The sequence below is a fragment of the Orrella dioscoreae genome (genome assembly GCF_900089455.2).
Lineage (GTDB): Bacteria > Pseudomonadota > Gammaproteobacteria > Burkholderiales > Burkholderiaceae_B > Orrella > Orrella dioscoreae.
This window is the reverse complement of record NZ_LT907988.1, coordinates 2,672,492-2,696,993: the sequence shown is the minus strand read 5'-3', so window position 1 is coordinate 2,696,993 and position 24,502 is coordinate 2,672,492. Positions and strand designations below refer to the sequence as shown.

Below are 24,502 nucleotides of genomic sequence, written 5' to 3'. Positions count from 1 at the left end.
GTATATTGGTCGATGCGTCGGCCCCGGCGCCTGCTTTCCGCCGCCCTGATTCCATGCCCACCGACCTGCTCTCCGTGACTTCCCCAGCCAGCCCCGCCGTCGCCCTGCCTGCCTGGGCCGTGGGCCCCCAGCATGCCGACATCCTGGCCGAGCTCAATGCCGAGCAGCGGGCCGCGGCGGCGCATGGCCTGGCCGATGCCGATGCCCGTGCCCTGCTGGTCATCGCGGGGGCGGGCACGGGCAAGACCAGTGCGCTCGCGCATCGGGTGGTGAACCTGATCCTGCACGGGGCGGACCCGCAGCGCATCCTGTTGCTGACGTTTTCGCGCCGGGCCGCCCAGGAAATGGCGTGGCGGGCGGGGCAGGTGCTGTCGCGCGCGCTGGGCCTGCAGGGCGGCGAGCCGCCAGCCTTGCCGTGGGCCGGCACGTTCCACGGGATCGGGGCACGGTTGTTGCGCGATTACGCGCCGCGTATCGGGCTGGCCGAAAATTTCAGCATCCATGACCGCGGCGACGCCGAAGACCTCATGGGCATGGTGCGCCACGCGCGCGGCCTGTCGGCCACGGCCGCGCGCTTTCCGCTGAAGGGCACCTGCCTGGGCATCTATTCGCGCGTGGTCAACAGCGGCGCGCCGCTGGCCGAGGTGCTGGCCCGGGCTTATCCCTGGTGCGCGCAGTGGGAAGAGGAACTGAACGGCCTTTTCACCGGCTATGTGCAGGCCAAGCAGGACCAGCAAGCGCTTGATTACGACGACCTGCTGCTGTATTGGGCCGAGATGCTGGGCGACCCCGGCCTGGCGGCCGAGCTGGGCGGGCGCTTCGACCACGTGCTGGTGGACGAGTACCAGGACACGAACGCCTTGCAGGCCGGCATCCTGCTGGCCATGAAGCCGGACGGCAAGGGGCTCACGGTGGTGGGCGACGATGCCCAGGCCATCTATTCCTTCCGCGCGGCCACCGTGCGCAACATCCTGGATTTCCCCCAGCGCTTCGCGACGCCCGCGCGGGTGATCACGCTCTCGCGCAACTATCGCTCGTCACAGCCCATCCTGGAGGCATCCAATGCCGTGATTGCGCAGGCGGCCGAGCGTTTCAAGAAGGACCTCTGGACCGACCGTCACTCCAGCCTGAAGCCCCAGTTGGTGGCCGTCAGCGACGAGGCCGGGCAGGCGCGCTGGGTGGCCGACCGCGTGCTGGAGCGGCGCGAAGAAGGCCTGCGGCTCATGGCCCAGGCCGTGCTGTTCCGCACGTCCAGCCACAGCGCCGCGCTGGAACTGGAGCTGGCGCGGCGCAACATTCCCTTCGTGAAGTTCGGCGGCCTGAAATTCCTGGAGGCCGGCCACATCAAGGATGCGCTGGCGGTGCTGCGCTGGGCGCAGAATCCGCGCAGCCGCGTGGCCGGTTTTCGCGTGGCGCAGTTGCTGCCCGGTGTCGGGCCGGCCACGGCGGCGCGTCTCATGGACACCCTGGCCGACGCCGCGGATCCGGTGTCGGCCATTGCCGGTTTCGTGCCGGCGCAAGGCGACATCGAGGCTTGGCGCGGCTTTGCGCAGCTGTATGCCGCGCTGGCCAGCGGCAAGGCGGGCTGGCCGGCGGAGCTCGAGCTGGTGACCCGCTGGATCGCGCCGCACCTGGAGCGCCTGTATGAAGATGCGCGCGTGCGGCAAGGCGACCTGCAGCAGCTGTCGCGCCTGGCGGGGGCCTACGGCAGCCGCGAGCGCTTCCTGACCGAACTGACGCTGGACCCGCCCGATGCCACCAGCGCGCATGCCGGGCCACCCATGCGCGACGAGGACTACCTCATCCTGTCCACCATCCATTCCGCCAAGGGCCAGGAGTGGAAGGCCGTCTATGTGCTGAACGCCGTGGATGGCTGCATCCCCTGCGACATCAGCACCGGTGCGTCGGAAGAGATCGAAGAGGAGCGGCGCCTGTTGTACGTGGCCATGACGCGCGCGCGTGACTTCCTGCACGTGATGGTGCCGCAGCGCTTCTATGTGACCCAGCAGACCGGCATGGGCGACCGCCATGTGTACGGCGGACGCACGCGCTTCATCCCCGACAGCCTGCTGGACAAGTTCGACTTGCTGCCCAGGCCGGAGCCGCTGGAACCGATACGGCCGAAAGGCGAAAAGCCAGCGCCGGCGATGGACGTGGCGGCGCGGATACGGGCGCGCTGGCGCTAGGGCGCACCGGCGTCCAGGGCGTCCCGCTGCACTGGCGTTGCCGTATCAGCCCTGCTGCGGCTCTTCCGTCAGCATGCGCAGCCGCGCGTTGTCGATGTGGCTGCGCATGGCTTCGCGTGCGCCGGCGCTGTCGTGCGCGCGCACGGCCTGATAGATGCGCTCGTGTTCGGCCTGGACGAGTTCCAGGCGGGCGCGGCCCACTTTCAGCGACAGCTTGCGCGTCAGCGCCACGCCTTCGGCGATGTACTCCGACAGCGCCTGCATGCTGAACTCGAACAGCGGGTTCTTGGTGGCGGCCGCAATCGCGCGATGAAAGCGCAGGTCGGCCTCGGCACCCACCCGGCGTTCGTCCATGGCCGCCCGCATGTCCTTCAGGGCAGCCGACAACAGGCGCAGGTCGGTTTCGGTGCGGCGCTCGGCCGCCAGCCATGCCACTTCGCCTTCCAGCGCCACGCGGTATTCATAGGCGCGCAGCAGGTCCGCCACGCCGCCGATGGGCGCCAGTTGCAGGAAATCGACCGCAGGCTTGCGTTGCACATAGGAACCCGAGCCGTGGCGCGACACGATGACGCCATCGGCGCGCAGGCGCGCCAGCGCCTCGCGGATGACCGGGCGCGACACGCCGAAGGTTTCCGCCATTTCGCTTTCCGCCGGCAGGCGCTCGCCCTCGGGGAGGGCGCCGCTGACGATGCGGGCCATGATCTCTTCGTAGATCTGGTCGCTGTATTTCTTCACGCGGCGCAGGACCGGGCCGCCCTCGGTGGAAGGGGGCGGGGTGGCGGCGCGCGCGGACAGGGGGGCGGTGGACATGCCGGCATTCTACCGGCCAGCTTGTCAGTATGTTGGAAGTATAAATAACCACTTGTTGACAAGTTGCAAGGGCGCTGCCAAGATTCAGCCATCGTCATCGCCGATGTGGCGGGCTCTGTGCACGGGGTCCGGCGCCAGGCGGATCCGTGCCCTGACCGGCACCATCCCCTCAACACTCCAAGAGTTCCGCAACATGAAAACCACGCCCCACACCCTGCAGGACGTCGCCGCTTCCGTGCTGGCCGTGCCGCCGCTGGCGCGCAACGCCGACCTGTCCTTGAACGCCGACGCCAACCGCGCCCTGATCCGCCATATGGAAGCCGGCGGCATCTCGACGCTGGTCTATGGCGGCAACGCCAACTTCTATCACCTGGGCATGCACGAATATGCCGCGGTGCTGGACCTGCTGGTGCAAGCAGCCGCCGACGACACGTGGGTGGTGCCCTCGGCCGGGCCGGACTTCGGCAAGCTGGTCGACCAGGCCGCCGTGCTGCGCGACTACGACTTCCCCATCACGATGGTCATGCCCCAGCGTGGCGCCTGCCATCCCGCGGGCGTGGCGCGCGGCGTGAGCCTGTTCGCCGAGAAGCTGGGCAAGCCGGTGCTGCTGTACATCAAGGACGAAGGCTATCTGCCGGCACAGACGGTGCGCGCGCTGGTGGACGACGGCACGGTCAGCCTCATCAAGTACGCCGTGGTGCGCGAGCAGCCGGCCCAGGACGAGCAACTGCGCGAACTGGCGGCCCAGGTGGATCCCAAGCGCATCATCAGCGGCATCGGCGAGCGTCCCGCCATCGATCACCTGCGCGCCTTCGGCCTGGGCAGCTTCACTACCGGTACGGGTTGCATCGCGCCTGCCGCGTCGATGTCGCTGCTGCGCGCCATCCAGGCGGGCGACTGGGAAGGCGCGGAAACCCTCCGCAAGGGCTTCCTGGGCGTGGAAGACCTGCGCGACGCGCACGGCCCCATCCCGGTCCTGCACGACGCGGTGAGCTTCTGCGGCATTGCCGACATGGGTCCCATGCTGCCCATGCTGGCCAATACCGACGCGGCCCTGAAGGCGCCGCTGACGGCCGCCGCCAGCGCACTGCTGAAGGCCGAGTCCGTGGCGGCCTGATCCGCCTGGCCTGATCCCCCGCCGATCGACAGTCCATGCCGCGCGGCCCTGAGGGCACGCGCGGCGGGGCAGGGTGCGTCGCGCCGGTGGCCGCGCGCCCGGTCCATGCATGCCTTACAAGAACACAGGAGACAAAGCATCATGACGTTCAACAAGACCATCCTTCGCAAGACCCTTGCCGCCCTCTGCTGCGCGGTGGCGGGCGCCGCCGTGTCGGCGCCGGTGCTGGCCGCGGACACCTATCCGTCCAATCCCGTCAAATGGATCGTGCCGTTTCCCGCGGGCGGCAGCACCGACATCTTCGCCCGCGTGCTGGGGGAATCCATGCAGCGCGAGCTGGGCCAGCCCATGGTCGTGGACAACCGCGGCGGCGCGGGCGGCGGCATCGGCGCGGCCATGGCGGCGAACGCGGCGCCTGACGGCTATACGATCACCAGCGCCACGGTGAGCACGCACGCCATCAACGCCAGCCTGTATCCCAACCTGCAATACGACCCGGTCAAGAGCTTCGCGCCCATCATCCTGCTGGGCTATGTGCCCAATGTGCTGGTGGTGAACGCCGATTCGGCGTTCAAGACCGTGCAGGACCTGATCGCCGCCGGCAAGTCGCGCGAGCTGACCTTCGCGTCGAATGGCAACGGCACCAGCCAGCACCTGACCGGTGAACTGTTCAAGAAACAGACCGGCATCGCCTTCGCGCACGTGCCGTACCGTGGCTCGCCCCAGGCCTTGCAGGACCTGATGGGCGGCCGCGTGGACTTCATGTTCGACCAGACCTTCTCCCTGATCCAGTCCGGCAAGGTGCGCGCGCTGGCGGTCAGCTCGGACGAGCGTTCGCCCTTGCTGCCGGACGTGCCCACGCTGCAGGAGGCGGGCGTGAAGGACTTCAAGGTGCTGTCCTGGCACGCGCTGTATGCGCCGGCGGGCACGCCCGATGCCATCGTGACGCGCCTGAACGGCGCGGTCGGCAAGGCCTTGGCCGATGCCGGGGTGCGCGAGCGCCTGGGCGCGCAAGGCTTGCAGGTGGTGGGCGGCACGCCGCAGGCACTGGGCGAGCTGACCCGCGTGGAAATGGCGCGCTGGGCCGAGGTGGTGAAGGCGTCGGGCGCCAGGATGGACTGAGCGCCCGGCCTGCGTCGCGCGCCGGTCAGCCTAAATCAAGCATAATGGCCGGCATTCGATGTGGAGATTTCAGCATGCTCAAGAAATTGGCGGCCGTGGCCGCGATGGCGGTCGGTCTGGCGGGTTGCGCGACGGATATCGCTCCCCTGGGCGGGCGCGCCATCACCGATTCCTTCGAGGTCGCGGTGGATTACCAGGAAGCCTGGCGCCGTGCCGATGAACAGATGCGCCAGTGCCTGCGCGGCGAGAACGGCCATTCGGTGCGAGGCGGCGTGGACGACACGGCGCGCACGGCGGTGGCCGAGGTCATCACGCGCTTCAGTTCGAGCCCGCTGGTGCAGGCCGATATCCAGGCCCGTGACGGCAAGCGCAGCGCGGTGAGCCTGGCGGCCTGGAACGTGGGCGTGTGGAACGAAGAGGGCCTGGCGGCCCTGCGCGAGTCGATCGAATTCGGCACGCCGACCTGCCGCGCCTATATGCCCAAGCCCAAGGCGGATCCGAAACGGGGTCGCTGAGGGCGCTGCTGGGCGCCAGACCCGCCAATGAAAATGGGCGCCTGTGCATCACAGGCGCCCATTTTTCATGGCGGCGAGCCAAGCGCCGATCAGGCGCCGGTCAGCTTTTCCTTGACCTGGCGCGAGACGGCCGTCATGTCGGCGCGGCCGGCCAACGCGGCCTTCACGATGGCCATGACCTTGCCCATGGCCGGCGCGCCCGTGGCGCCTTCGGCGGCCACCTGGGCCACGGCGGCGTCGACGGCGGCAAGCACTTCGGCTTCGGTGGCGGCTTGCGGCAGGAACTCCTGCAGCACGAGCACTTCGGCCTTTTCGGCGTCGGCGGTTTCCTGGCGGCCGGCCTGTTCGAAGGCGGTGATGGACTCGCGGCGCTGCTTGACCTGCTTTTCCAGGATGGCGGTGACGTCGGCATCGTCCAGGTCGCGGCGCTCGTCCACTTCCTTCTGCTTGATGGCGGCCTGCAAGAGGCGCAGGGTGCCCAGGCGCTCGGATTGCTTGGCGCGCATGGCGTCCTTGACGGCGTTGGCAATACGCTGCTTGAGCGGTTCGGTGCTCATGGAAAGACCTTGGTGTGACGGTGAACGGAAGCCGTCATCTTACCGCTCCTTGGCGGGCGGGCGCGTGACGGTCCATGGAAGTGGTCAATGGAAGTCGCGGCTGTGCGGCGTCAGCCGGCCCAGCAGCGGCGAGCAATCGACCAGCCTGCCGGCCACCAGGTGACGCACGCCCTGGTGGCTTTGCCACACGCCATAGACGCCCAGCAGGGTGGCCGCGGTGGCTTCGCGGCGTTGGCGCTCCACCAGTTCCGGCCGCAGCACCACGTTGACCGGCCCGGTCTCGTCCTCGATCGTCACGAAGAGCACGCCCTTGGCGGTGGGCGGGCGCTGGCGCCCGGTGACGATGCCGCAGGCCCGTGCCAGCCGGCCATGCGGATAGCCGTTCAGCGTGGCGGCGGGCATGAAGCGCATGCCGGTCAGGCGCGGGCGCAGCAGGTGCACGGGATGGCGTCCCAGCGTCAGGCCCACGGATTCATAGTCGTCGATGATGTCCTCGCCCTCGGAGGGCGCGCTCAGGGCGGGCGATTGCACATCGCCGACGCTGGCCGCGCGCAGCAAGCCCGCATCGGCCACGGCGCCTGCCGCGACCCAGCGGGCCTGGCGCCGGTGCCCGGCCAGCGCCAGCGCGCCTGCCGCGGCCAGGGCGTCCAGCTCGTGCCGCGTGAGCCCGGCGCGGCGGGACAGGTCGTGGACATCGGTAAAAGGGGATTCCGCGCGCAAGGCGGCGATGCGTTCGGCGGTGTCCTTGGAGAGTCCGGCGACCTGGTTCAAGCCCAGGCGCACGGCGGGCCGCGGGGCCTCGGCGGGGGCATGCGCCGGCAGGGGATCGGGCCCAGGCACGGTGCGTTCGACCAGCGTGCACAGCGCCTCGCTGTGGCGGATGTCCACGGGCAGCACCTGCACCCCGTGCCGGCGCGCGTCGTGCACCAGTTGCGCGGGCTGGTAGAAGCCCATGGGCTGCGAGTCCAGCAATGCCGCCAGGAAGGCCTCGGGCTCGTGGCGCTTGATCCAGGAGCTGTAGTAGGCCAGCTTGGCGAAGCTGGCGGCGTGGCTTTCGGGGAAGCCGTATTCGCCGAAGCCTTCGATCTGGCGGAAGAGGCTGTCGGCGAATTCCTGGGTGCAGCCGTGTTTCAGCAGCCCGTCGATCAGCCTGTTGCGGAACTTGTCGACGCCGCCCTTGCGCCGCCACGCCGCCATGGAACGGCGCAGCTGATCGGCGTCGTCGGCGCTGAAGCCCGCGCCGACCATGGCGATCTGCATGACCTGTTCCTGGAAGATCGGGACGCCCAGGGTGCGCGCCAGGACTTCGCCGATTTTTTCCGTGGGGGGAATGTTGGGCTCCAGCCCGTGCTTGCGCCGCAGATAGGGATGCACCATGCCGCCCTGGATGGGGCCGGGGCGCACGATGGCGACTTCCACCACCAGGTCGTAATAGGTTCTTGGCCGCAGGCGCGGCAGCATGCTCATCTGTGCGCGCGACTCGATCTGGAAGACGCCGATGGTGTCGGCGTCGCAGATCATGTCGTAGGTGCGCCCGTCTTCATCCGGGATGTCCGGGAAGGCAAAGCCCGGCAGGCTGCGGCGCTGCGCCACCCACGCCATTGCCCGCCGCAGCACGGTCAGCATGCCCAATGCCAGCACGTCGACCTTCAGCAAGCCCACCGCATCGAGGTCGTCCTTGTCCCACTGCACCACGCTGCGGTCGGCCATGGCGGCGTTCTCGATGGGGACCAGCCTGGTCAGCGGCCCGCGCGACATGACGAAGCCGCCCGGGTGCTGCGACAGGTGGCGTGGAAATCCCATGAGTTGCTCGGCCAGCCAGGCCCAATGCTGCGCAACGGACGAGGAAGGGTCGAGGCCGGCCCGCGCGAAACGATCCATCAGGTGATCCTTGCCATCCCACCACTGGTGCTGGCGTGCGACGGCGTCCAGGATCACCTCGTCGATGCCCAGGGCGCGGCCCGTGTCGCGCAGGACGCTGCGCGGCCGATAGGAAATGACGACGGCGGTGAGCGCCGCGCGCGCGCGGCCATATTTTTCATAGACGTACTGGATCACTTCTTCGCGGCGCTGATGCTCGAAGTCCACGTCGATGTCGGGCGGCTCGCCGCGTTCGCGGCTGATGAAGCGCTCGAAGAGCAGCGTGCTTTGCGCGGGGTTGACCTCGGTGATATGCAGGCAATAGCAGACGGTGGAATTGGCGGCCGAGCCCCGGCCCTGGCACAGGATGTGCTTCGAGCGGGCAAACTGCACCAGGTCGTGCACCGTCAGGAAATAGGCTTCGTATTTCAGGTCGATGATGAGCGCGAGCTCGTGGTCGATCTGGGTTTGCACGGCAGGCGGCACGCCCTGGGGATAGCGCTGGGCGGCGCCTTCGCGCGTGGCCTTGCGCAGGTATGACGCCGCCGTGTGCCCGGCAGGCACGATCTCCTCGGGGTATTCATAACGCAGCTCGTCCAGCGAGAACGTGCAGGCCTGCGCGATGCGCAGGGTCTCGGCCAGGGCCTCGGGCGGATAGCTGGCGGCCAGGCGCTGGCGCGTGCGCAGGTGCTGTTCGGCATTGGGCGCCAGCGCATAGCCGCAGGCATGCACGGGCTGGCCCAGACGGATGGCGGCCAGCGTGTCGTGCAAGGGCTTGCGCGAACGGGTGTGCATCTCGACGCGGCCCGTGGCGGCCAGTGGCAGTCCGTGGCGGCGCGCGGCGGTTTCCACCGCGGCGCGATAGGTGTCTTCGTGCGGATGATGCAGCAGCGTCAAGGCCATGCGCGCGCGCGGCCCGAAGGTGCGCGCCGTCCATTCCGCCTGCGCCAGCAGGTCTTCCAGCGGCGTGCCGCGTTCGGGCGACAGCAGCACGATGCAGCCGGGCAGTCCGCGCAGATGGGCATGCGCGGCGGCAGGGGCATCCAGGTCGTCGGCGTGCAGCCGGTATTCCCCTTTCGGGGCGCGGCCGCGCGCCAGCGTGATGAGCTCGGACAGGTTGCCATAGCCTTCCTTGTCCTGCGCCAGCGCGACGAGCGTGCAGCCGGGATGGCCGGCACGCGGCGACAGGCGCAGCTCGCTGCCGATGAGCAGTTTCAGCGGCCTGTCCCCGGGCAGCTTCTTCGCTTCGACATGCGCGCGCACCACGCCGGCCAGCGAGCATTCGTCGGTGAGGGCCAGCGCCGCATAGCCCAGTTCCGCGGCGTACTCGACTAGGCTTTCCGGATGCGAGGCGCCGCGCAGGAAAGAGAAGTTCGAGAGGCAATGCAGTTCGGCATAGCCGGGGAGTTGACCGGACAGCAGGCCGGACAGCGGCGTGGACGTGTCGCGCATCCCCCAGGCCCCCGGTTCAGGCGAAGAGCCCGTGCAGGAACCAGCGCGGCGCAGCCTGGCCGCGCTCGCGGAAGATCCAATAGCGCGCGGCGTGCGCGTCCTCGGCCACGAAATAGTCGCGCAGCACGAAGGCGCCGTGCCACCAGCCGCTTTCGATGCGCTCGGGGCCGCGCACCAGGCGCAGCGGCGTGCCATGGACGGGCCGGTCCTGTTGCAGCGGCAGGGGCTGGGGAACGTCCAGCAGCCAGAACGGACGCTCGCCGGGCGTGGGGGCGAGCCCCTGGCGGCAGGGGGGCGAGTCCGCGCCGGCCCAGACATTCGCGTTCTCGGGGCGGTGGTCGGCGACGGCGGCCCCGTGCAGCACGCGCGCGTCGCCCAGGCGTGCGCGCAGCAGGTCCAGCAGGCGGCGGAAATCGGCGGGCGAGCCGCCTGGGTCGGGAAAGAGCTGCGCGCTGGGCGGGGCCTGCGGCGCCAGCGCCTGGGTGTCGAGCTGCACGGCCACGACCGGGCCGGCCCAGGGCAGGCGCGCATAGCGTTCCCGCAAGGGCGCAAGCAGTTGCGGCAATTGCCAGGCGGGTTCGGCCAGCGCCAGCGCCAGGCAGGTGTCGGGCTGTTCCTGCGGGCCTGCGTGACGGCGGCGTTCGTGGATCAGCGTGAGCCGCAGGCCTGTCACCGCCAGCCGGCAGGCCTGCAGCCAGCGGCACAGGCCTTCCAGCAGCCGGGCCGCCACGTGCAGCACGCCTTCGCTGTGTTCCAGCCGTTCCAGCAGGTCGTGGCGGATGTGGTAGCTGGGCGGCGGGACGAACCAGTCCGTGGCCAGCGGCGTGGGCGCATAGGCCGCGTCCAGCGCGCGCATCAGCGCGGGACTGCTGCGGCGTTGCAGCCCCGCGCGCGGCAAGGCGCGCAAGGCGCCCAGGGTATGGCAGCCGATGCCGCCCAGCCAGTCGGCCAAGGGTTCGGCCTCGGGCAGCAAGGCGCAGGGCAGGGCGTCCAGCCGGCGGGACAAGGTGGCGGGCTTGAGCGTGGCGCGCCGGGCGCGTGCCGCAGCGTGGCGGGCCAGCAGCCAGGCGCCATGCGGCGTGGGGGCCAGCGCTGCCTGCACCTGCAGGCCACAGGCGCGCACGGCCTGGCGCGTGGCGCGCAGCAGGGCGCGTGGCCCGCCGAAGAGCGTCAAACTGGCCGTGACGTCCAGCAGCAGCGTGTGGTCGGCGTATTGCACCACTTGCGGGGTGTAGGGCAGCACGGCCAGCGCGGCGGCGTCGAAGAGGGCCTGTTCGCTGGCGGCATCGCGTTCCAGCAGCGTGGCTTGCGGGGCGAGCGTGGATGCGCCGCTGCGGCGCATGCCTTCGGCCAGGCCCAGCGCGCGGGCGCCGGCGCTGCAGGCGACGATGCGCTCGCGCGACAGCAATGCCCAGGCGGCCGGCTCACTGAGCCAGCGCGTGCGGCAGGCGTCCAGCATGAGCTGGGGCAGGTGCAGGCTGATCCAGAGGGACATGGGGAAACAGGGTGTCGAGGCCAGGCAGGCGGTTGTCCAGGGGAATGTGCAGGGTGCGCGCGCAAGGCGGGCCGCGGCGCTTGAGCAGCGTGACGGCCACGCCGCCGCGCGCCGGCGCCAGCGCCACGCGCAGGGGCGCGACCGAGGCCTGCGCGGCGGTGGAGGGCGGGCGCATCAGCACGAACAGCATGTCGCTGCCTTGCGCCGCCAGGTGCAGGCGCCGCAAGGCAGGCAGCGGCACCGGGTCGTGCCAGGCCAGCAACGCGCCGCACTGGCCGTTGCGCAGCACCTGTTCGGCGGCCCACAAGGCATCGCGGTCGTGGGCGGGGTGCAGCCACAGCAGTTGCGCAGGGTCGAGCCGCCAGTGATGCCAGCAGGCCAGGTGGGGGGCGTAGGGCGGCGAGAGCAGCACGATCCGGCGATGCGCGGGCACGGCCGCCAATGCCGGGCGCAGCAGCCGGATTTCTCCTACGCCGTGGCGTTCGGGCAGCAGCTCGGTCAGGCTGCCCAGGGGCCAGCCGCCGCCGGGCAATTCCGCCGCCAGCGCCGCGTGTCCGGCGGGCAGGCACGCGCTGGCCCGCGTGGCCAGTTGCGAGCCACGCCAGAGGGCGGGATGGATGTGTTCGGGCCGGGGCATGGACAGATGAGGAACTGAAAATAAGGCTGTATGAATATACAGTATTCCGTGAACGTAAGCCGAGGCCGTACAGCAACCCTGTTGCGCACAGGGTTGTATATCGGAAAAAGCCGAACTAAGATTCGGAAAATCCAGATATACACCTACCGACACCATGGATATCGACGCCATCCACAAAGCCCTGGCCAGCCCCTTGCGGCGCCAGATCCTGACGTGGCTGAAAACCCCGGAGCAGTGTTTCGAAGCCCAGGACCACCCCTGGGACATGGGCGTGTGCGCGGGGCGCATCGACCAGCGCACGGGCTTGTCGCAGTCCACCGTGTCCGGGCACCTGGCCATCCTGCAGCGCGCAGGACTGATCACCGCCCGCAAGGTGGGGCAGTGGATTTTCTATGCACGCAACGAGGCGCTCATCCAGGAGTTCCTGGCGCAGTCCGCGCGTGATCTCTGAACTGAACCCAGAAGGATTGCAGCATGACCACGCTTTTTGATCCCCTCCAGGTCGGCGCGCTGACCCTGCCGAACCGCATCGTCCTGGCGCCGCTGACCCGTTCGCGCGCCGCCGGCCGCGTGCCCAACGCGCTCATGGCGCAGTACTACGCCCAGCGCGCCAGCGCCGGCCTCATCCTGTCCGAGGCCACCTCGGTCATCCCGCAAGGCGTGGGCTACGTCGACACCCCGGGCATCTGGTCCGCCGAGCAGGTGGAAGGCTGGAAGCGCGTGACCGAGGCCGTGCACGCCGCGGGCGGACGCATCTTCCTGCAGCTGTGGCACGTGGGCCGCATCTCGGATCCCGAGCTGCTGGACGGCAACCTCCCCGTCGCGCCCAGCGCGATCCAGCCCGACGGCCACGTCAGCCTGCTGCGTCCGAAGCGCCCCTTCGTGACCCCGCGCGCGCTGGAAACCAGCGAGATCCCCGGCATCGTGCAGGCCTATCGCACCGGCGCGGAAAACGCCAAGCTCGCGGGCTTCGACGGCGTGGAAGTGCACGGCGCCAATGGCTATCTGCTGGACCAGTTCCTGCAGAGCGGCACGAACACGCGCACCGACGCCTATGGCGGCAGCCTGGAAAACCGCGCGCGCCTGATGCTGGAAGTGACCGACGCCTGCATCGACGTGTGGGGCGCGGACCGCGTGGGCATGCACCTGGCGCCGCGTGGCGATTCGCATGACATGTCGGACAGCGATCCGCTGGCCACGTTCACCTATGTGGCGCGCGAGCTGGGCAAGCGCGGCATCGCCTTCATCTGCGCGCGTGAGTCGCTGGGCGACAAGCGCATCGGCCCACAACTGAAGCAGGCTTTCGGCGGCGTCTATATCGCCAACGAAGCCTTCACGGCCGAGACCTCGCAACAGGTGCTGGACGCGGGCGAGGCGGATGCCGTGGCTTTCGGCAAGCTCTACATCGCCAACCCGGACCTGGTCGAGCGTTTCGCGGCCGGCGCCGAACTGAACGCGCCGCGCGCCGAGACCTTCTATGCGCCCCTGGAAGGCGAAGGTCCGGATAACGGCTACACCGACTATCCGGCGCTGGCGGAGGCCGCGTCGGCGCAGTAAGTCGACGCAGTAGGTCGGCGCACAGTCAGCAAGCCAGGCCGCAAGCGCCGGCGGGCTTAACCGGGCTGGCGCGTCAGCGCCACGGCCACGCCCGCCGGCAGCCGTGTATCGGCGGGCAGCAGCCAGTCGGCTTGCGTGCCCGCCGAGCCATCGGGCCGGTATTGCAGCTCGTGCAAGGACAGGCCCACGCCGGGACGCAGCAGCAGCACGCTGGCGCAGCGCGTGCCGTAGGTCTTGCTGACGATCATCGGACTGCCCAGCAGGCGCTCGCGCGCCAGGCCCACGCCGGTGTCGGGCAATTCCGCGTCGGGTGGCGCCCGGCGGTCGGCCAGGATGCGCCACAGCGCGCGCAGGTCCGGCGCCTCGTCGGCAGGAGAGGGCGGCAAGGCGCCCTCCGCCAGCCAGGCCCGCAGGGCCTCGCGCGTGCGCACGACCTTGGGCCAGGGCGTATCCAGCAGATGATTGGACAAGCCGTGCACGCCATCGGCCAGGGCGCGCGGCGCGCCATCGCGGTTGCCCGCATACCAGGCGCCTTGCGCATCGCCCACGACCAGATTGAAGCCGTTGTAGTCCGCGCCGCGCGCATGCACGGCGTGCGCGTAATCACGCGGACTGTCCGTGCCTGACAGAAAGCCCTGCACCAGCGCGCCGCGCGAAGGGGCATCGGGCAGCACGTGGCTGGGGTCGCGGTAATTGGTCAGCAGCGCATAGCGGCCTGGCGCGGCGATGCCCAGCCAGGTGCCGCCGGCGGACAGGTCGCGGCCCGCCACCAGGCCCGGCTGCCCGGCCCAGGGGGCTGCGGGCGCGGTGGGCCGCGCATGGAACTCATCGCGGTTGGCGATCAGCACGAAAGGCAGGTCGGGCCGCGCGTTGAGCGCGAAGGCGGCAAGGCACATGGGACGGAAAAGGCACGGCGGCGGGCAAGACGGCGACGAGGCACTGTAGCAAAATGCGAAGATGATCCCGATTACCGATACGCTGTCGCTCGACCCCGACGACCTGAGCTACGGCATGATCCGTGCCCAAGGCTCGGGCGGCCAGAATGTGAACAAGGTTTCCAGCGCGGTGCACCTGCGCTACGACCTCGCCAATGCGGCGCTGCCGCAATGGTTCAAGGATGCCGTCATGGCCCTGGGCGACCACCGCGTCACGCAGGCCGGCGTCATCATCATCAAGGCCCAGTCCTTCCGCAGCCAGGAAAAGAACCGCGGCGACGCGCTCGATCGCCTGCTGGCGCTGTTGCGCACGGCCGCCACGCCCGCCGCGCCGCGGCATGCCACCCGGCCCACGCGCGCCTCGCAGCGGCGGCGGGTGCAACGCAAGGTCGCGCATGGGCAGACCAAGCGCCTGCGCGGCAGGGTGCAGGACGACTGAGCGCCGCGCCAGATGTATCCGCTTGAATTGCCTTGACGCCTTTGGACAGGCAAGGCGCGGCGCAAGCGGGCACCATGGGTGCTCGGATTTCACACAGAGGAGAAGACCATGCGCGGCATCCTGCTTTGGCTTATCGGCATTCCCATTCCCATCATCCTGCTGCTGTGGCTGTTCGGCGTCTTCTGACCTGCGACGCCAGCCAGCATCCTGAAGCACCCGAGGCGCAGCCGCGTCACGCGTCCTTCAGCAGCGCGGCATACCCCTGCCGTGCATCGGGCCAGCGCAAGGCATAGCCGCTGGCCCGCAGCCGGGCGTTGGACAGGCGCTTGCTGCCTACCGCGCCCGGCGCCGGGCCCTCGCCAGGCGCGGGGGCGCCGGCCATTTCCGCCAGCGCGGCATACAGCTCGTGCAATGGCAAGGGCGTGTCGTCGCAACCGAGATACACCGGCGCTGGGTCAGGCAGGTTCAAGAGGTGCGCCAGCGCGCCCGCCGCATCATCCACATGCATGCGATTGGCCCAGTGCACCGGATGCCGGGGCGCGCGGGCGCGTCCTTCACGCAGGCGCGCGATGAGTTGCAGGCGCCCCGGACCATACAGGCCGGCTAGCCTCAGCGACACGCTGGGCACAGGCTGCGCGGCCAGCCAGGCCTCGGCCTCGCACAGGATCTCTCCATTGAATGACAGCGGTCCGGTGGGCGTCAGTTCATCCACCCAGGCGCCTTCGTGTTCGCCATACACCGCCGTCGACGACACCAGCACCACGCGCCGCAAGGTGGCCGGATCCAGCGCGGCCATCAGGTTGCGCAGGCCGTCGATGAACACGCCGCGATAGGCCTCGGGACTGCGCGCGCCGGGCGTGGGCAGGTAGGCCAGGTGCGTGATGCCGGGCGGCAGCGCGGCCAGGGTGGCAGGCTGGCGCAAATCGGCGGCGATCCAGGAAAGCGGGGCAGGGCCGGGCGGGAGGCTGCGGCGCAGCCCCCACACTTGTGCGCCTCGGGACGCCAGCAGGCGGGCGGCGCGCAGGCCGACGTCGCCGCAGCCGGCGATGAGGATTCTGTCGGAAGCGTTCATGGCGGCAAGAGGCATCGAGAGGCAGGCAGGAGAGACAAAAGAGACAGGCTGCCGCAACAGCCATGTCAACGGCACCGGCAACCATAGCCCAAGCCGGGGTTGCCTGGCCATGGCCGCCACGCCTGGCATCGCGCTTGCAGCACTGGCGTTCAGCGCACCGCTCGGGTCAAAATCCCGCTTATCCGACTCTGCTGCAAGGAATCACCGTGACACAGGAAACGCGCATCGACATCACCCGGACCCGGCGGGGCGAACTGGATTGCTGGCGCTTGCGCGTAGGCGACACCGAGGCCTGGGTGGCGGAGCAGGGCGCGCAGGTGCTCGGTTTCGGCCGGGACGGCCGACAGCCCGTGGTCTGGCTGAGCGATGCCGCGGTCCTCGAACCCGGCAAGTCGGTGCGAGGCGGCATTCCCGTGTGCTGGCCCTGGTTTGGCGAACTGGCGCGCAATCCCGCGGCCGTGCACGCAGGGGTGCCCGATGCCGCGCACGCGCCCGCCCATGGCCACGCGCGGACACGCGCGTGGCAGGTGCAGGACGCCCAGGCCCTGGCGGGCGAGGCCGCAGTCCTGACGCTGGCCCTGGCCGCCGACGACGATGGACCCTGGCAAGGCCTGTCGGCACGCCTGGACGTGCGGCTCGACGCCGCCGGCCTGCGCGTGGCGCTGCACAGCCGCAACGGCAGCGGCCAGCCGCGCACCATCAGCCAGGCGCTGCACACCTATCTGCAGGTGGGCGACGTGCGCGACGTGCGGGTGCTGGGCCTGGAAGATGCCCGTTACCTGGACACGCTGGCAGGCTGGGTGGAAAAGCGCCAGGAGGGGCCGCTGCATTTCGACGGCGAGGTGGATCGCATCTATTACACCGGCTCGCCCTGCCTGGTGGTGGATGACACCGGCCTGGGCCGTCGCCTGGTGGTGGAAAGCGAGGGCTCGGGCAGCGCCGTCCTGTGGAATCCGCACATCGACAAGGCTCGACGCCTGTCGCAGTTTTCGCCCGATGCGTGGCAGCAGATGCTGTGCATCGAAACCGCCCGGGTCATGGATGATGCCCTGGTGTTGGCGCCTGGCGCCGCACACGAAATGGTGTTGCGCCTGTGGGAGGACGTCAGGCTTTGAGGGAAATCACCCCGGATAAAATGGAAAGCTCGGCATGACAGGAATGTGACATTTTCCCGTCCATTAGGCGGATAGAATGCGCCACCCTCCCCAGTCCCAAGTGAATCCCTGCCATGACGTCCCCCGCGATCCCGTCCGATACTCCTGAAGCCGTCCTGGCCGCCACGCAGCGCTGGGTGGAGCGCGCCGTCATCGGGCTGAACCTCTGTCCCTTCGCCAAGAGCGTGCAGGTCAAAGGGCAGATCCATTACGAAGTGAGCGCCGCCATCAACCGCAAGCAGGTGGCCCAGGACCTGCAACGCCTGCTGGAAACGGTGGCCGACGCCGACCCGCAAGCGATGGACACGGCGCTGCTCATCGTGCCCGACGCGCTGTCGGACTTCCTGGACTACAACGATTTCCTGGATGTGGCCGAAGACCTGCTGGCGGCCATGGCGCTCGATGGCGTGCTGCAGGTGGCCAGCTTCCATCCGCAATACCAGTTCGCCGACGCGGGGCCGGACGACATCGAGAACTACACCAACCGTTCGCCGTATCCGATCTTCCACATCCTGCGCGAAGACAGCCTGGATCGCGCGGTGGAGTCCAATCCGGACGCGGCGGAAATCTATCTGCGCAACCAGGAAACGCTGCGCCGCCTGGGCCCGGAAGGCTGGGAAAGACTGATGGAGGCGCCCGAAGCGGCCTCCTGTCCGCACGCCAAGCGGGATTGACTCCCCGCGTGATCAGGCCTTGGCGGACGCGGCAGGCGCCGCGCCGCCGAAGAAGCGCGCCCGCATTTCCCCGATCCCCAGCATCTCCAGCAGGTTCTCCAGCCGTTCCGTGGCCTTCTTGCGGGGCAGGTTTTTGTAACTGGCGATGATCAGCTCGTTCTTCATCGAGTGCTCCCAGCCCACCAGCTCGGTGACCGTGACCTGGTAGCCGTGCGCCTCCAGCTGCAGGCTGCGCAGCACGTTGGTGGCCTGGCTGCCGAACTCCCGCGTGTGCAGCGGGTGGCGCCACAACTCGGCCAGGGCGGACGCGCCCAGCGACATCTGCTTGCGGCGGCGCAGGACGCCCGCCACCTCGGCCTGGCAGCAGGGCACGATCACGATGTGCCTTGCTTCCTTGGCCAGCGCATAGCGGATGGCGTCGTCGGTGGCGGTGTCACAGGCATGCAGCGCCGTCACGATGTCCACCTGCGCGGGCAGCCTGGGCGAATCGATGGCCTCGGCGGCCGACAGGTTCAGGAAGGACATCCCCTCGAAACCCGCCCGGCGCGCGAGATCCTGCGCGCTGGCCACCAGTTCCGGCCGGGTCTCGATGCCATACAGATGCGAGGCATCCTTCAACTGCTTGAAGTACAGGTCGTACAGGATGAAGCCCAGATACGACTTGCCCGAGCCGTGGTCCACCAGCGTGATGCCGTCGCGGTCCTGCTTCAGGTCCTTCAGCAGCGGTTCGATGAACTGGAACAGGTGATAGACCTGCTTGAGCTTGCGCCGGCTGTCCTGGTTCAGCTTGCCGTCGCGGGTCAGGATGTGCAGGGCCTTGAGCAGTTCGACGGACTGATCGGGACGGATGTCGGGCGCGGAGGACATGAGGGGGAAGGGCAGTAGGGAAGACAGCAAGTTTACTCAATGCGACGGGGCGGGCCCGCCCGCACTGGGGCGTTTCGGAGGAAAAACCACGCAGAACCAGTGCCTGTGCGGTTTACAAACGGAATCCTTCGCATGCGCTTGGAAGGCACGGATGACCGGGGTGGGGTTCTACAGTGGCCTCACACCTGCGCGCATCGGGCGTCGCGCCGCTACTTTCCGCCAAGCGGCCGGACAGGTGCATCGAGGAGACCGGACCATGCCGCCCAAACTTGCCACCCCCGATCCCACGCATGCCGCACGGCATGCGCGTTCCAGTCCTCCTCCCTTGATGCCCACGGGACGGCGCATGCCGACGCAGGCCGAGACGGCCGCGCGCGCGCGCGCCGCGGCGCCGATTCCGCTGACCCTGGGCGTCAATGGCGAGGACCTGCATTGCGAGGTGGACCCGCGCACGACGCTGCTGGATTGCCTGCGCGACCACCTGGGCCTGACGGGCACCAAGAAAGGTTGCGACCACGGCCAGTGCGGTGCCTGTACGGTGCACATCAACGGCCGGCGCACCAATGCCTGCCTGGTGCTGGCGGCCTGCCACCAGGGTGACGAGATCACGACGATCGAAGGCCTGGGCACGCCCGAGGCCTTGCATCCCTTGCAGGAAGCCTTCGTGGAGTACGACGGCTACCAGTGCGGGTATTGCACCGCGGGCCAGATCATGTCGGCCGAGGCGCTGATGCGCGAGCCCTGTGGCCCCGCCGACGCCGATGTGCGCGAGGCCATGAGCGGAAACATCTGCCGCTGTGGCGCCTATTCCAATATCGTGGCCGCCATCCAGCATGTGCGCGGTCCGCGCAAGGACTGAGCCAGGAGGCCCCGCATGCAAGCTTTCCATCTCAGCCACAGCCGCGGCGTCAGCGACGCGCTGCGCGCGGCTGGCCGCGCCCGTGCGGCGGGGCAATCCCACGCCTTCCGCTTCCTGGCGGGCGGCACGACCTTGCTGGACCTGATGAAGCTCGAGGTCGAGACGCCGCTGGAGATCCTGGACATCAGCCGCCTGCCTCTGACGGACATCACCGAGCGTCCCGACGGCGGCCTGGACATCGGCGCGATGGTCCGCAATGCCGACCTGGCGCATCATCCAGCCATCCTGGCCGCGTATCCGGTGCTGTCCCAGGCCTTGCTGGCCGGCGCGTCGCCGCAATTGCGCAACATGGCGACCACCGGGGGCAACCTGATGCAGCGCACGCGCTGCGTGTATTTCCGCGACACCGCGACGGCCTGCAACAAGCGGGAGCCGGGCAGCGGCTGTTCCGCCATCGAGGGATACCACCGCAACATGGCGGTGTTGGGCACCAGCGAGCATTGCGTGGCGGCGCATCCTTCGGACATGGCGGTGGCACTGGTGGCCCTCGATGCCACGGTGGTGCTTGAAAGCGAGCGTGGCGCCCGGCGCCTGCCGGTCTCCGACTTTTTCCTGTTGCCGGGCAGCACGCCGCAGCACGAGCATGCGTTGGCGCAGGATGAACTCATCACGGGCATCCGCCTGCCTCCGCCCGTGCTGCAGGGCCGATCCGTCTATCTGAAGCTGCGGGATCGCGCTTCCTATGAGTTCGCGCTGGCCTCGGCGGGCGTGGTTCTGGCCCAGCGCGCCGGCGTGCTCAAGCACGTGCGGATTGCACTGGGCGGGGTCGGCGCCAAGCCTTGGCGCTCACCCGAGGCCGAAGCCGTGCTGCTTGACCGCGCGCCTACGGAGAGTCTGATCCGCACTGCCGCAGAGGCGGCCTTGCGCGATGCTCGGCCTTTGCCGGAGAACGCATTCAAGGTAGAGCTGGCGAAACGCTGCCTGATGCATGCCTTGAGCCGTGCCGTGGCTGAAGGACGCGGGGTGCGGCCATGAACGCGCCGGACAGGAAGGCCATGGCGGCGATGGTGGGCGCGGGGCATTCCCGCGTGGACGGCGCGCTGAAGGTGACGGGGCGGGCCGACTACACCGCCGACCAGCGCCTGGACGGCATGGTCCATGCCCTGCCGGTAGGCGCGACGATTGCGCGCGGCACCGTCAGGCAGGTGGATACCGCAAGCGCGGCGGCCATGCCCGGCGTGATCAAGATCTACACGCGCCACAACATAGGCAAGCTGCATCGCGTCGACAAGGACAGCGGGGTGACCGTCGATGAGCACCGTCCGCCCTTGCACGACGACCTGGTGCGCTATTACGGGCAGTACGTCGCCCTGGTCGTGGCCGACACGTTCGCGCACGCGAAGGCGGCGGCCGACGCCGTGACCGTGGTCTATGACGCCGAGGCCCCCGATGTCGGCATGGAGGCGCAACCCGGTGAGTCGGGCGAGGTGGACAGCGAGCGCGGCGACCCCGACGCGGCCTATTCGCGCGGCGAGGTCAGGCTCGACCAGTCATATTCCACGCCCGTCCAGGCCCACAACCCCATCGAATTGCACGCAAGCGTCGCCGTCTGCGAGGACGGCCACTACACGCTGTACGAAACCTCGCAAGCGGTGGTCAATCACCGCGCCGCCATGGCCCAGATGCTGGGCGTGCCTGTCGAGCGGGTGCGGGTCATCACGCATTACCTGGGGTCGGGTTTCGGCGGCAAGCTATGGCCATGGACGCATGCCGTGCTGGCCGCCGCCGCTGCCCGGGATCTTGGCCGGCCGGTGAAGCTGGAGATCACGCGCCAGATGATGTTCCAGACGGTGGGCCATCGCAGCCACACGCGCCAGCGCATCCGCCTGTCGGCCACGCGCGCGGGACGCCTCAGTTCCCTGCGCCACGACTTTCTGTATTACGCCTCGCGCTTCGACCATATGAAGGAAAACTGCGGCGAGGCCACGCCCTACCTGTACAGCGTGCCCAACCTGAGGGTGCGCAGCCGTTACGAGCGCCGGGACATGGCCCCGGCCACCTCCATGCGGGGGCCGGGCGCTGTGCCCGGGCTCTTCGCGCTGGAGTCGGCAATCGACGAACTCGCCTGTGAGCTCGGGATGGACCCGGTGGCGTTGCGGCTGATGAACGAGCCGCAGGAAGATGAAAGCCTGGCGGTGCCGTTCTCGACCCGGCACCTGGTTGAATGCCTGACAGTGGGGGCCCGCCGTTTCGGTTGGGACCGGCGCACGCGGGGCGTGGGTTCCATCTGGCGTGGGGATGAGATCCTGGGCTGGGGCGTGGCCAGCGCCTCATGGCTGGCGAAGCGCCTGCCGGCGCAGGTCAGGGTGACCCTGCGCACGGACGGCACCGCGGAGGTTGCCAGCGCCACCCAGGACCTGGGCACCGGCACCTATACGGTGTTGGCGCAGATGGTGGGAGAACTGACTGGGTTGCCCTTGTCTCGCATCACGGTCAGGCTGGGCGACACGGACCTGCCGCCCGGGCCCTTGTCCGGCGGCTCGATGGCAACGGGCTCGTTGGTGCCGGCCGCTGCCCAGGCCACCCGCGCGGCCATCGCCCAGGCATTGGGCCAGGCCGTGAAGAGGAAGGACGGGCCTTATCATGGCCGGAGCACCGCGGACCTGGTCTTCGAGGCAGGGAAGATCCGCGCCACCGATGCAGCGGATTCCGCAGGCGTGCGCTTCGAAACCCTGCTGGCGGAATCCGCCGTCGGCGAGGGCAAATCCGGTTCCAGCGACAACGATGCCGATGCGGGCAAGCTGTCGCTGCATTCCTATGGCGCGCATTTCGTCGAGGTAGCCTGGCAGCCGGAGATCGCCCGCCTGCGGGTGTCCAGGGTGGTGACAGTGATTGATGCGGGCCGCATCATCAACCCCAAGACCGGGCGCAACCAGATCGAAGGCGCGCTCATCATGGGCGTCGGCATGGCGCTGCTGGAGGAAACCCGCTACGACGCGCGCAACGGCGCGCCTGTCACCAGCAACCTGGCGGACTATCTGGTTGCGACGCATGCGGATGCCCCGGCCATCGACGTGGTCTTCCTGGATCACCCGGACACCGCCCTGAATGAGCTGGGGGCACGTGGTATCGGAGAAATCGGCTTGGCAGGATTCGCCGCCGCGGTGACCTCGGCGGTGCATCACGCAACGGGCGTGCGGGTACGGGAGCTGCCTGTGCATATCGAGGATCTGCTCAAGGCTGCCCCGTCCCGATAAGAACGAACAGTCAGCTTATTGTCAGCATCCTCGCCTATCCCCACGTCATGTGGGGATAAGCTTATGCGGCGCGGGCAGGGTGGCTACAATTCCCCCAACCCCTCGCCGGTGTCACCGCGTCGTCAAGACGCCGGGTGCGCCGGCGCCTTCGTTTTTCCTCCGATCCTCCCCCCGACCGACATTCCGATCGCAACACCAAGGAGGCTGCGTGCAGCCCGTCATTTCCGTCCAGAATCTCACCAAGGTCTACGCCTCGGGCCACCAGGCGCTGAAACCCATCAACCTGGAGATCGCGCGTGGCGAGATCTTCGCCTTGCTCGGCCCCAACGGCGCGGGCAAGACCACGCTCATCAGCATCCTCTGTGGCATCGTCACGCCGACCAGCGGCCAGGTCATGGCCGACGGCCACGACATCGTGCGTGACTACCGCGCGGCGCGTGCCGCCATCGGCCTGGTGCCGCAGGAACTCACCACCGATGCCTTCGAAACCGTGTGGGACACGGTCAGCTTCAGCCGCGGCCTGTTCGGCAAGCCGAAGAACCCGGCCCACATCGAGAAGGTCCTGCGCGACCTGTCCTTGTGGGACAAGCGCGATGCGCGCCTGCGCACGCTGTCGGGCGGCATGAAGCGCCGCGTGATGATCGCCAAGGCGCTGTCGCACGAGCCGCGCATCCTGTTCCTGGACGAGCCCACCGCGGGCGTCGACGTCGAGTTGCGCCGGGGCATGTGGGAGATGGTGCGCCAGCTGCGCGAGAAAGGCGTCACCATCATCCTGACCACGCACTACATCGAAGAGGCCGAGGAAATGGCCGACCGCATCGGGGTGATCCGCCAGGGCGAGATCATCCTGGTCGAGCGCACTGCCGCGCTGGTGGAAAAACTGGGCAAGAAGCAATTGACGCTGTACCTGGAGCAGCCGCTGGCCGCCGTGCCTGCGGCCCTGGCCAGCGAGCAGCTGGAACTGGCCGCCGAAGGCCACGAGCTTGTCTATACCTATGACAAGGAAGGCGGGGGCGGCGGCATTGCCGCGCTGCTGCAGCGCCTGGCGGCCGAGGGCATCGGCTTCAAGGACCTGCGCACCTCGCAAAGCTCTCTGGAGGAAATCTTCGTGGGCCTGGTGCACCAGCCCGCCGCCTCGTCCCAGACTTCGCAACAAGGTCAGCAATCATGAACCTGCACGGCATCCGCGCCATCTACCTGTTCGAGATGGCCCGCACCTGGCGCACGCTGATGCAAAGCATCGCCTCGCCTGTGTTGGCCACGTCGCTCTACTTCATCGTGTTCGGCTCGGCCATCGGCTCGCGCATGGTGGAAATCAACGGCATCAGCTACGGCGCCTTCATCATTCCCGGCCTGATCATGCTGTCGCTGCTGAACGAAAGCATCTCCAATGCGGCCTTCGGCATCTACATGCCCAGGTTCTCCGGCACCATCTATGAAGTCCTGTCCGCGCCGATCTCGTATATGGAGATCGTGATCGGCTATGTGGGCGCCGCGGCCAGCAAGTCCATCCTGATCGGGCTCATCATGCTGGCCACCGCAAGAGCCTTCATTCCGTTCAGCATCGAGCACCCGATCTGGATGCTGTGCTTCCTGCTGCTCACGGCCATCACCTTCAGCCTCTTCGGCTTCATCATCGGCGTGTGGGCCGACGGTTTCCAGAAGCTGCAGATCGTGCCCATGCTGATCGTGACGCCGCTGACCTTCCTGGGCGGCAGCTTCTATTCCATCGACATGCTGCCGCCTTTCTGGCAGAAGGTCACGCTGCTGAACCCGGTGGTGTATCTGGTGAACGGCTTCCGCTGGAGCTTCTATGGCGTGTCTGACGTTGCCGTGGAAATCAGCCTGGCCATGACGCTGGTCTTCCTGGCGGCTTGCCTGCTGGCGGTGCGCTGGATCTTCAAGACCGGCTACCGCCTGAAGAACTGATCGCCGTG

The 24,502-nt window shown here is 68.7% G+C and carries 22 protein-coding genes; 14 read left to right on the top strand and 8 right to left on the bottom strand.

Annotation, left to right across the window (positions count from 1 at the left end; translation table 11 throughout):
• The first annotated feature begins 53 nt into the window (after nt 1–53).
• Complete coding sequence (locus ODI_RS12620) at nt 54–2,186, top strand: ATP-dependent helicase (RefSeq protein WP_098021011.1); 2,133 nt, start codon at nt 54–56, stop codon at nt 2,184–2,186.
• 45 nt (nt 2,187–2,231) lie between these two features.
• On the opposite strand, the gene ODI_RS12615 is transcribed toward ODI_RS12620, so the two are convergent.
• Complete coding sequence (locus ODI_RS12615; protein WP_082985486.1) at nt 2,232–2,996, bottom strand: FadR/GntR family transcriptional regulator; 765 nt, start codon at nt 2,994–2,996, stop codon at nt 2,232–2,234.
• A gap of 193 nt (nt 2,997–3,189) precedes the next feature.
• Here ODI_RS12615 and ODI_RS12610 point away from each other — a divergent pair, with 193 nt between their 5' ends.
• The 3 genes from ODI_RS12610 to ODI_RS12600 all read left to right on the top strand — a co-directional run bounded on the left by ODI_RS12610 (nt 3,190) and on the right by ODI_RS12600 (nt 5,750).
• Nucleotides 3,190–4,113 (top strand): dihydrodipicolinate synthase family protein, encoded by a 924-nt coding sequence (locus tag ODI_RS12610; protein WP_067758719.1) that lies wholly within the window; start codon nt 3,190–3,192, stop codon nt 4,111–4,113.
• A 141-nt stretch (nt 4,114–4,254) separates the two neighbouring features.
• Nucleotides 4,255–5,235, top strand: coding sequence for a Bug family tripartite tricarboxylate transporter substrate binding protein (locus ODI_RS12605; protein WP_067758721.1), 981 nt, complete (start codon nt 4,255–4,257; stop codon nt 5,233–5,235).
• A 74-nt stretch (nt 5,236–5,309) separates the two neighbouring features.
• Nucleotides 5,310–5,750, top strand: a complete 441-nt coding sequence (locus ODI_RS12600; RefSeq protein WP_067758723.1) for a BPTD_2524 family lipoprotein — start codon at nt 5,310–5,312, stop codon at nt 5,748–5,750.
• An 89-nt stretch (nt 5,751–5,839) separates the two neighbouring features.
• Here the strand turns inward: ODI_RS12600 and ODI_RS12595 are convergent, their stop codons facing one another.
• From ODI_RS12595 to imuA, 4 genes are all read right to left on the bottom strand, one after another.
• Entirely contained in the window at nt 5,840–6,307 is a 468-nt protein-coding gene (locus tag ODI_RS12595; RefSeq protein ID WP_067758725.1) for a GatB/YqeY domain-containing protein, read from the bottom strand.
• An 84-nt stretch (nt 6,308–6,391) separates the two neighbouring features.
• On the bottom strand, nt 6,392–9,619 hold the full coding sequence (locus ODI_RS12590) for an error-prone DNA polymerase (RefSeq protein WP_067758728.1): 3,228 nt from the start codon (nt 9,617–9,619) through the stop codon (nt 6,392–6,394).
• Between the two features lie 16 nt (nt 9,620–9,635).
• Nucleotides 9,636–11,114, bottom strand: a complete 1,479-nt coding sequence (locus ODI_RS12585) for a Y-family DNA polymerase (RefSeq protein WP_067758731.1) — start codon at nt 11,112–11,114, stop codon at nt 9,636–9,638.
• Nucleotides 11,044–11,751, bottom strand: a complete 708-nt coding sequence (gene imuA / locus ODI_RS12580; protein WP_067758734.1) for a translesion DNA synthesis-associated protein ImuA — start codon at nt 11,749–11,751, stop codon at nt 11,044–11,046. The genes ODI_RS12585 and imuA overlap by 71 nt, the downstream gene beginning before the upstream one ends.
• A 154-nt stretch (nt 11,752–11,905) precedes the next feature.
• Between imuA and ODI_RS12575 the strand changes: the two genes are divergently transcribed.
• Nucleotides 11,906–12,202, top strand: coding sequence for an ArsR/SmtB family transcription factor (locus tag ODI_RS12575; protein ID WP_067758735.1), 297 nt, complete (start codon nt 11,906–11,908; stop codon nt 12,200–12,202).
• Between the two features lie 23 nt (nt 12,203–12,225).
• Nucleotides 12,226–13,308, top strand: a complete 1,083-nt coding sequence (locus tag ODI_RS12570; protein ID WP_067758738.1) for an alkene reductase — start codon at nt 12,226–12,228, stop codon at nt 13,306–13,308.
• A 56-nt stretch (nt 13,309–13,364) separates the two neighbouring features.
• Here ODI_RS12570 and ODI_RS12565 read toward each other — a convergent pair whose 3' ends face one another.
• Nucleotides 13,365–14,204, bottom strand: coding sequence for an NRDE family protein (locus tag ODI_RS12565; protein WP_067758741.1), 840 nt, complete (start codon nt 14,202–14,204; stop codon nt 13,365–13,367).
• 61 nt (nt 14,205–14,265) lie between these two features.
• Between ODI_RS12565 and arfB the strand changes: the two genes are divergently transcribed.
• Entirely contained in the window at nt 14,266–14,682 is a 417-nt protein-coding gene (gene arfB, locus ODI_RS12560; RefSeq protein ID WP_067758751.1) for an alternative ribosome rescue aminoacyl-tRNA hydrolase ArfB, read from the top strand.
• Between the two features lie 232 nt (nt 14,683–14,914).
• Here the strand turns inward: arfB and ODI_RS12555 are convergent, their stop codons facing one another.
• Nucleotides 14,915–15,754, bottom strand: coding sequence for an SDR family oxidoreductase (locus ODI_RS12555; RefSeq protein ID WP_067758753.1), 840 nt, complete (start codon nt 15,752–15,754; stop codon nt 14,915–14,917).
• Between the two features lie 206 nt (nt 15,755–15,960).
• Here ODI_RS12555 and ODI_RS12550 point away from each other — a divergent pair, with 206 nt between their 5' ends.
• A complete protein-coding gene (locus ODI_RS12550) occupies nt 15,961–16,869 on the top strand; it encodes a D-hexose-6-phosphate mutarotase (RefSeq protein WP_197707094.1) in 909 nt (302 codons plus the stop codon).
• Between the two features lie 113 nt (nt 16,870–16,982).
• On the top strand, nt 16,983–17,582 hold the full coding sequence (locus tag ODI_RS12545) for a DUF1415 domain-containing protein (RefSeq protein WP_067758756.1): 600 nt from the start codon (nt 16,983–16,985) through the stop codon (nt 17,580–17,582).
• A 12-nt stretch (nt 17,583–17,594) separates the two neighbouring features.
• Here ODI_RS12545 and ODI_RS12540 read toward each other — a convergent pair whose 3' ends face one another.
• Entirely contained in the window at nt 17,595–18,449 is an 855-nt protein-coding gene (locus ODI_RS12540; RefSeq protein ID WP_067758762.1) for a class I SAM-dependent methyltransferase, read from the bottom strand.
• A gap of 346 nt (nt 18,450–18,795) precedes the next feature.
• On the opposite strand from ODI_RS12540, the gene ODI_RS12535 reads away from it, so the two are divergent.
• The 5 genes from ODI_RS12535 to ODI_RS12515 all read left to right on the top strand — a co-directional run bounded on the left by ODI_RS12535 (nt 18,796) and on the right by ODI_RS12515 (nt 24,494).
• Nucleotides 18,796–19,308, top strand: coding sequence for a (2Fe-2S)-binding protein (locus tag ODI_RS12535; RefSeq protein WP_231968262.1), 513 nt, complete (start codon nt 18,796–18,798; stop codon nt 19,306–19,308).
• Nucleotides 19,309–19,323: 15 nt separating this feature from the next.
• Entirely contained in the window at nt 19,324–20,343 is a 1,020-nt protein-coding gene (locus ODI_RS12530; protein ID WP_067758766.1) for an FAD binding domain-containing protein, read from the top strand.
• Entirely contained in the window at nt 20,340–22,565 is a 2,226-nt protein-coding gene (locus tag ODI_RS12525; RefSeq protein ID WP_067758769.1) for a xanthine dehydrogenase family protein molybdopterin-binding subunit, read from the top strand. Before ODI_RS12530 ends, ODI_RS12525 begins: the two co-directional genes overlap by 4 nt.
• Before the next feature lie 208 nt (nt 22,566–22,773).
• Nucleotides 22,774–23,736, top strand: a complete 963-nt coding sequence (locus ODI_RS12520) for an ABC transporter ATP-binding protein (protein WP_067758772.1) — start codon at nt 22,774–22,776, stop codon at nt 23,734–23,736.
• Entirely contained in the window at nt 23,733–24,494 is a 762-nt protein-coding gene (locus ODI_RS12515) for an ABC transporter permease (RefSeq protein ID WP_067758774.1), read from the top strand. The genes ODI_RS12520 and ODI_RS12515 overlap by 4 nt, the downstream gene beginning before the upstream one ends.
• Nucleotides 24,495–24,502: the final 8 nt, after the last annotated feature.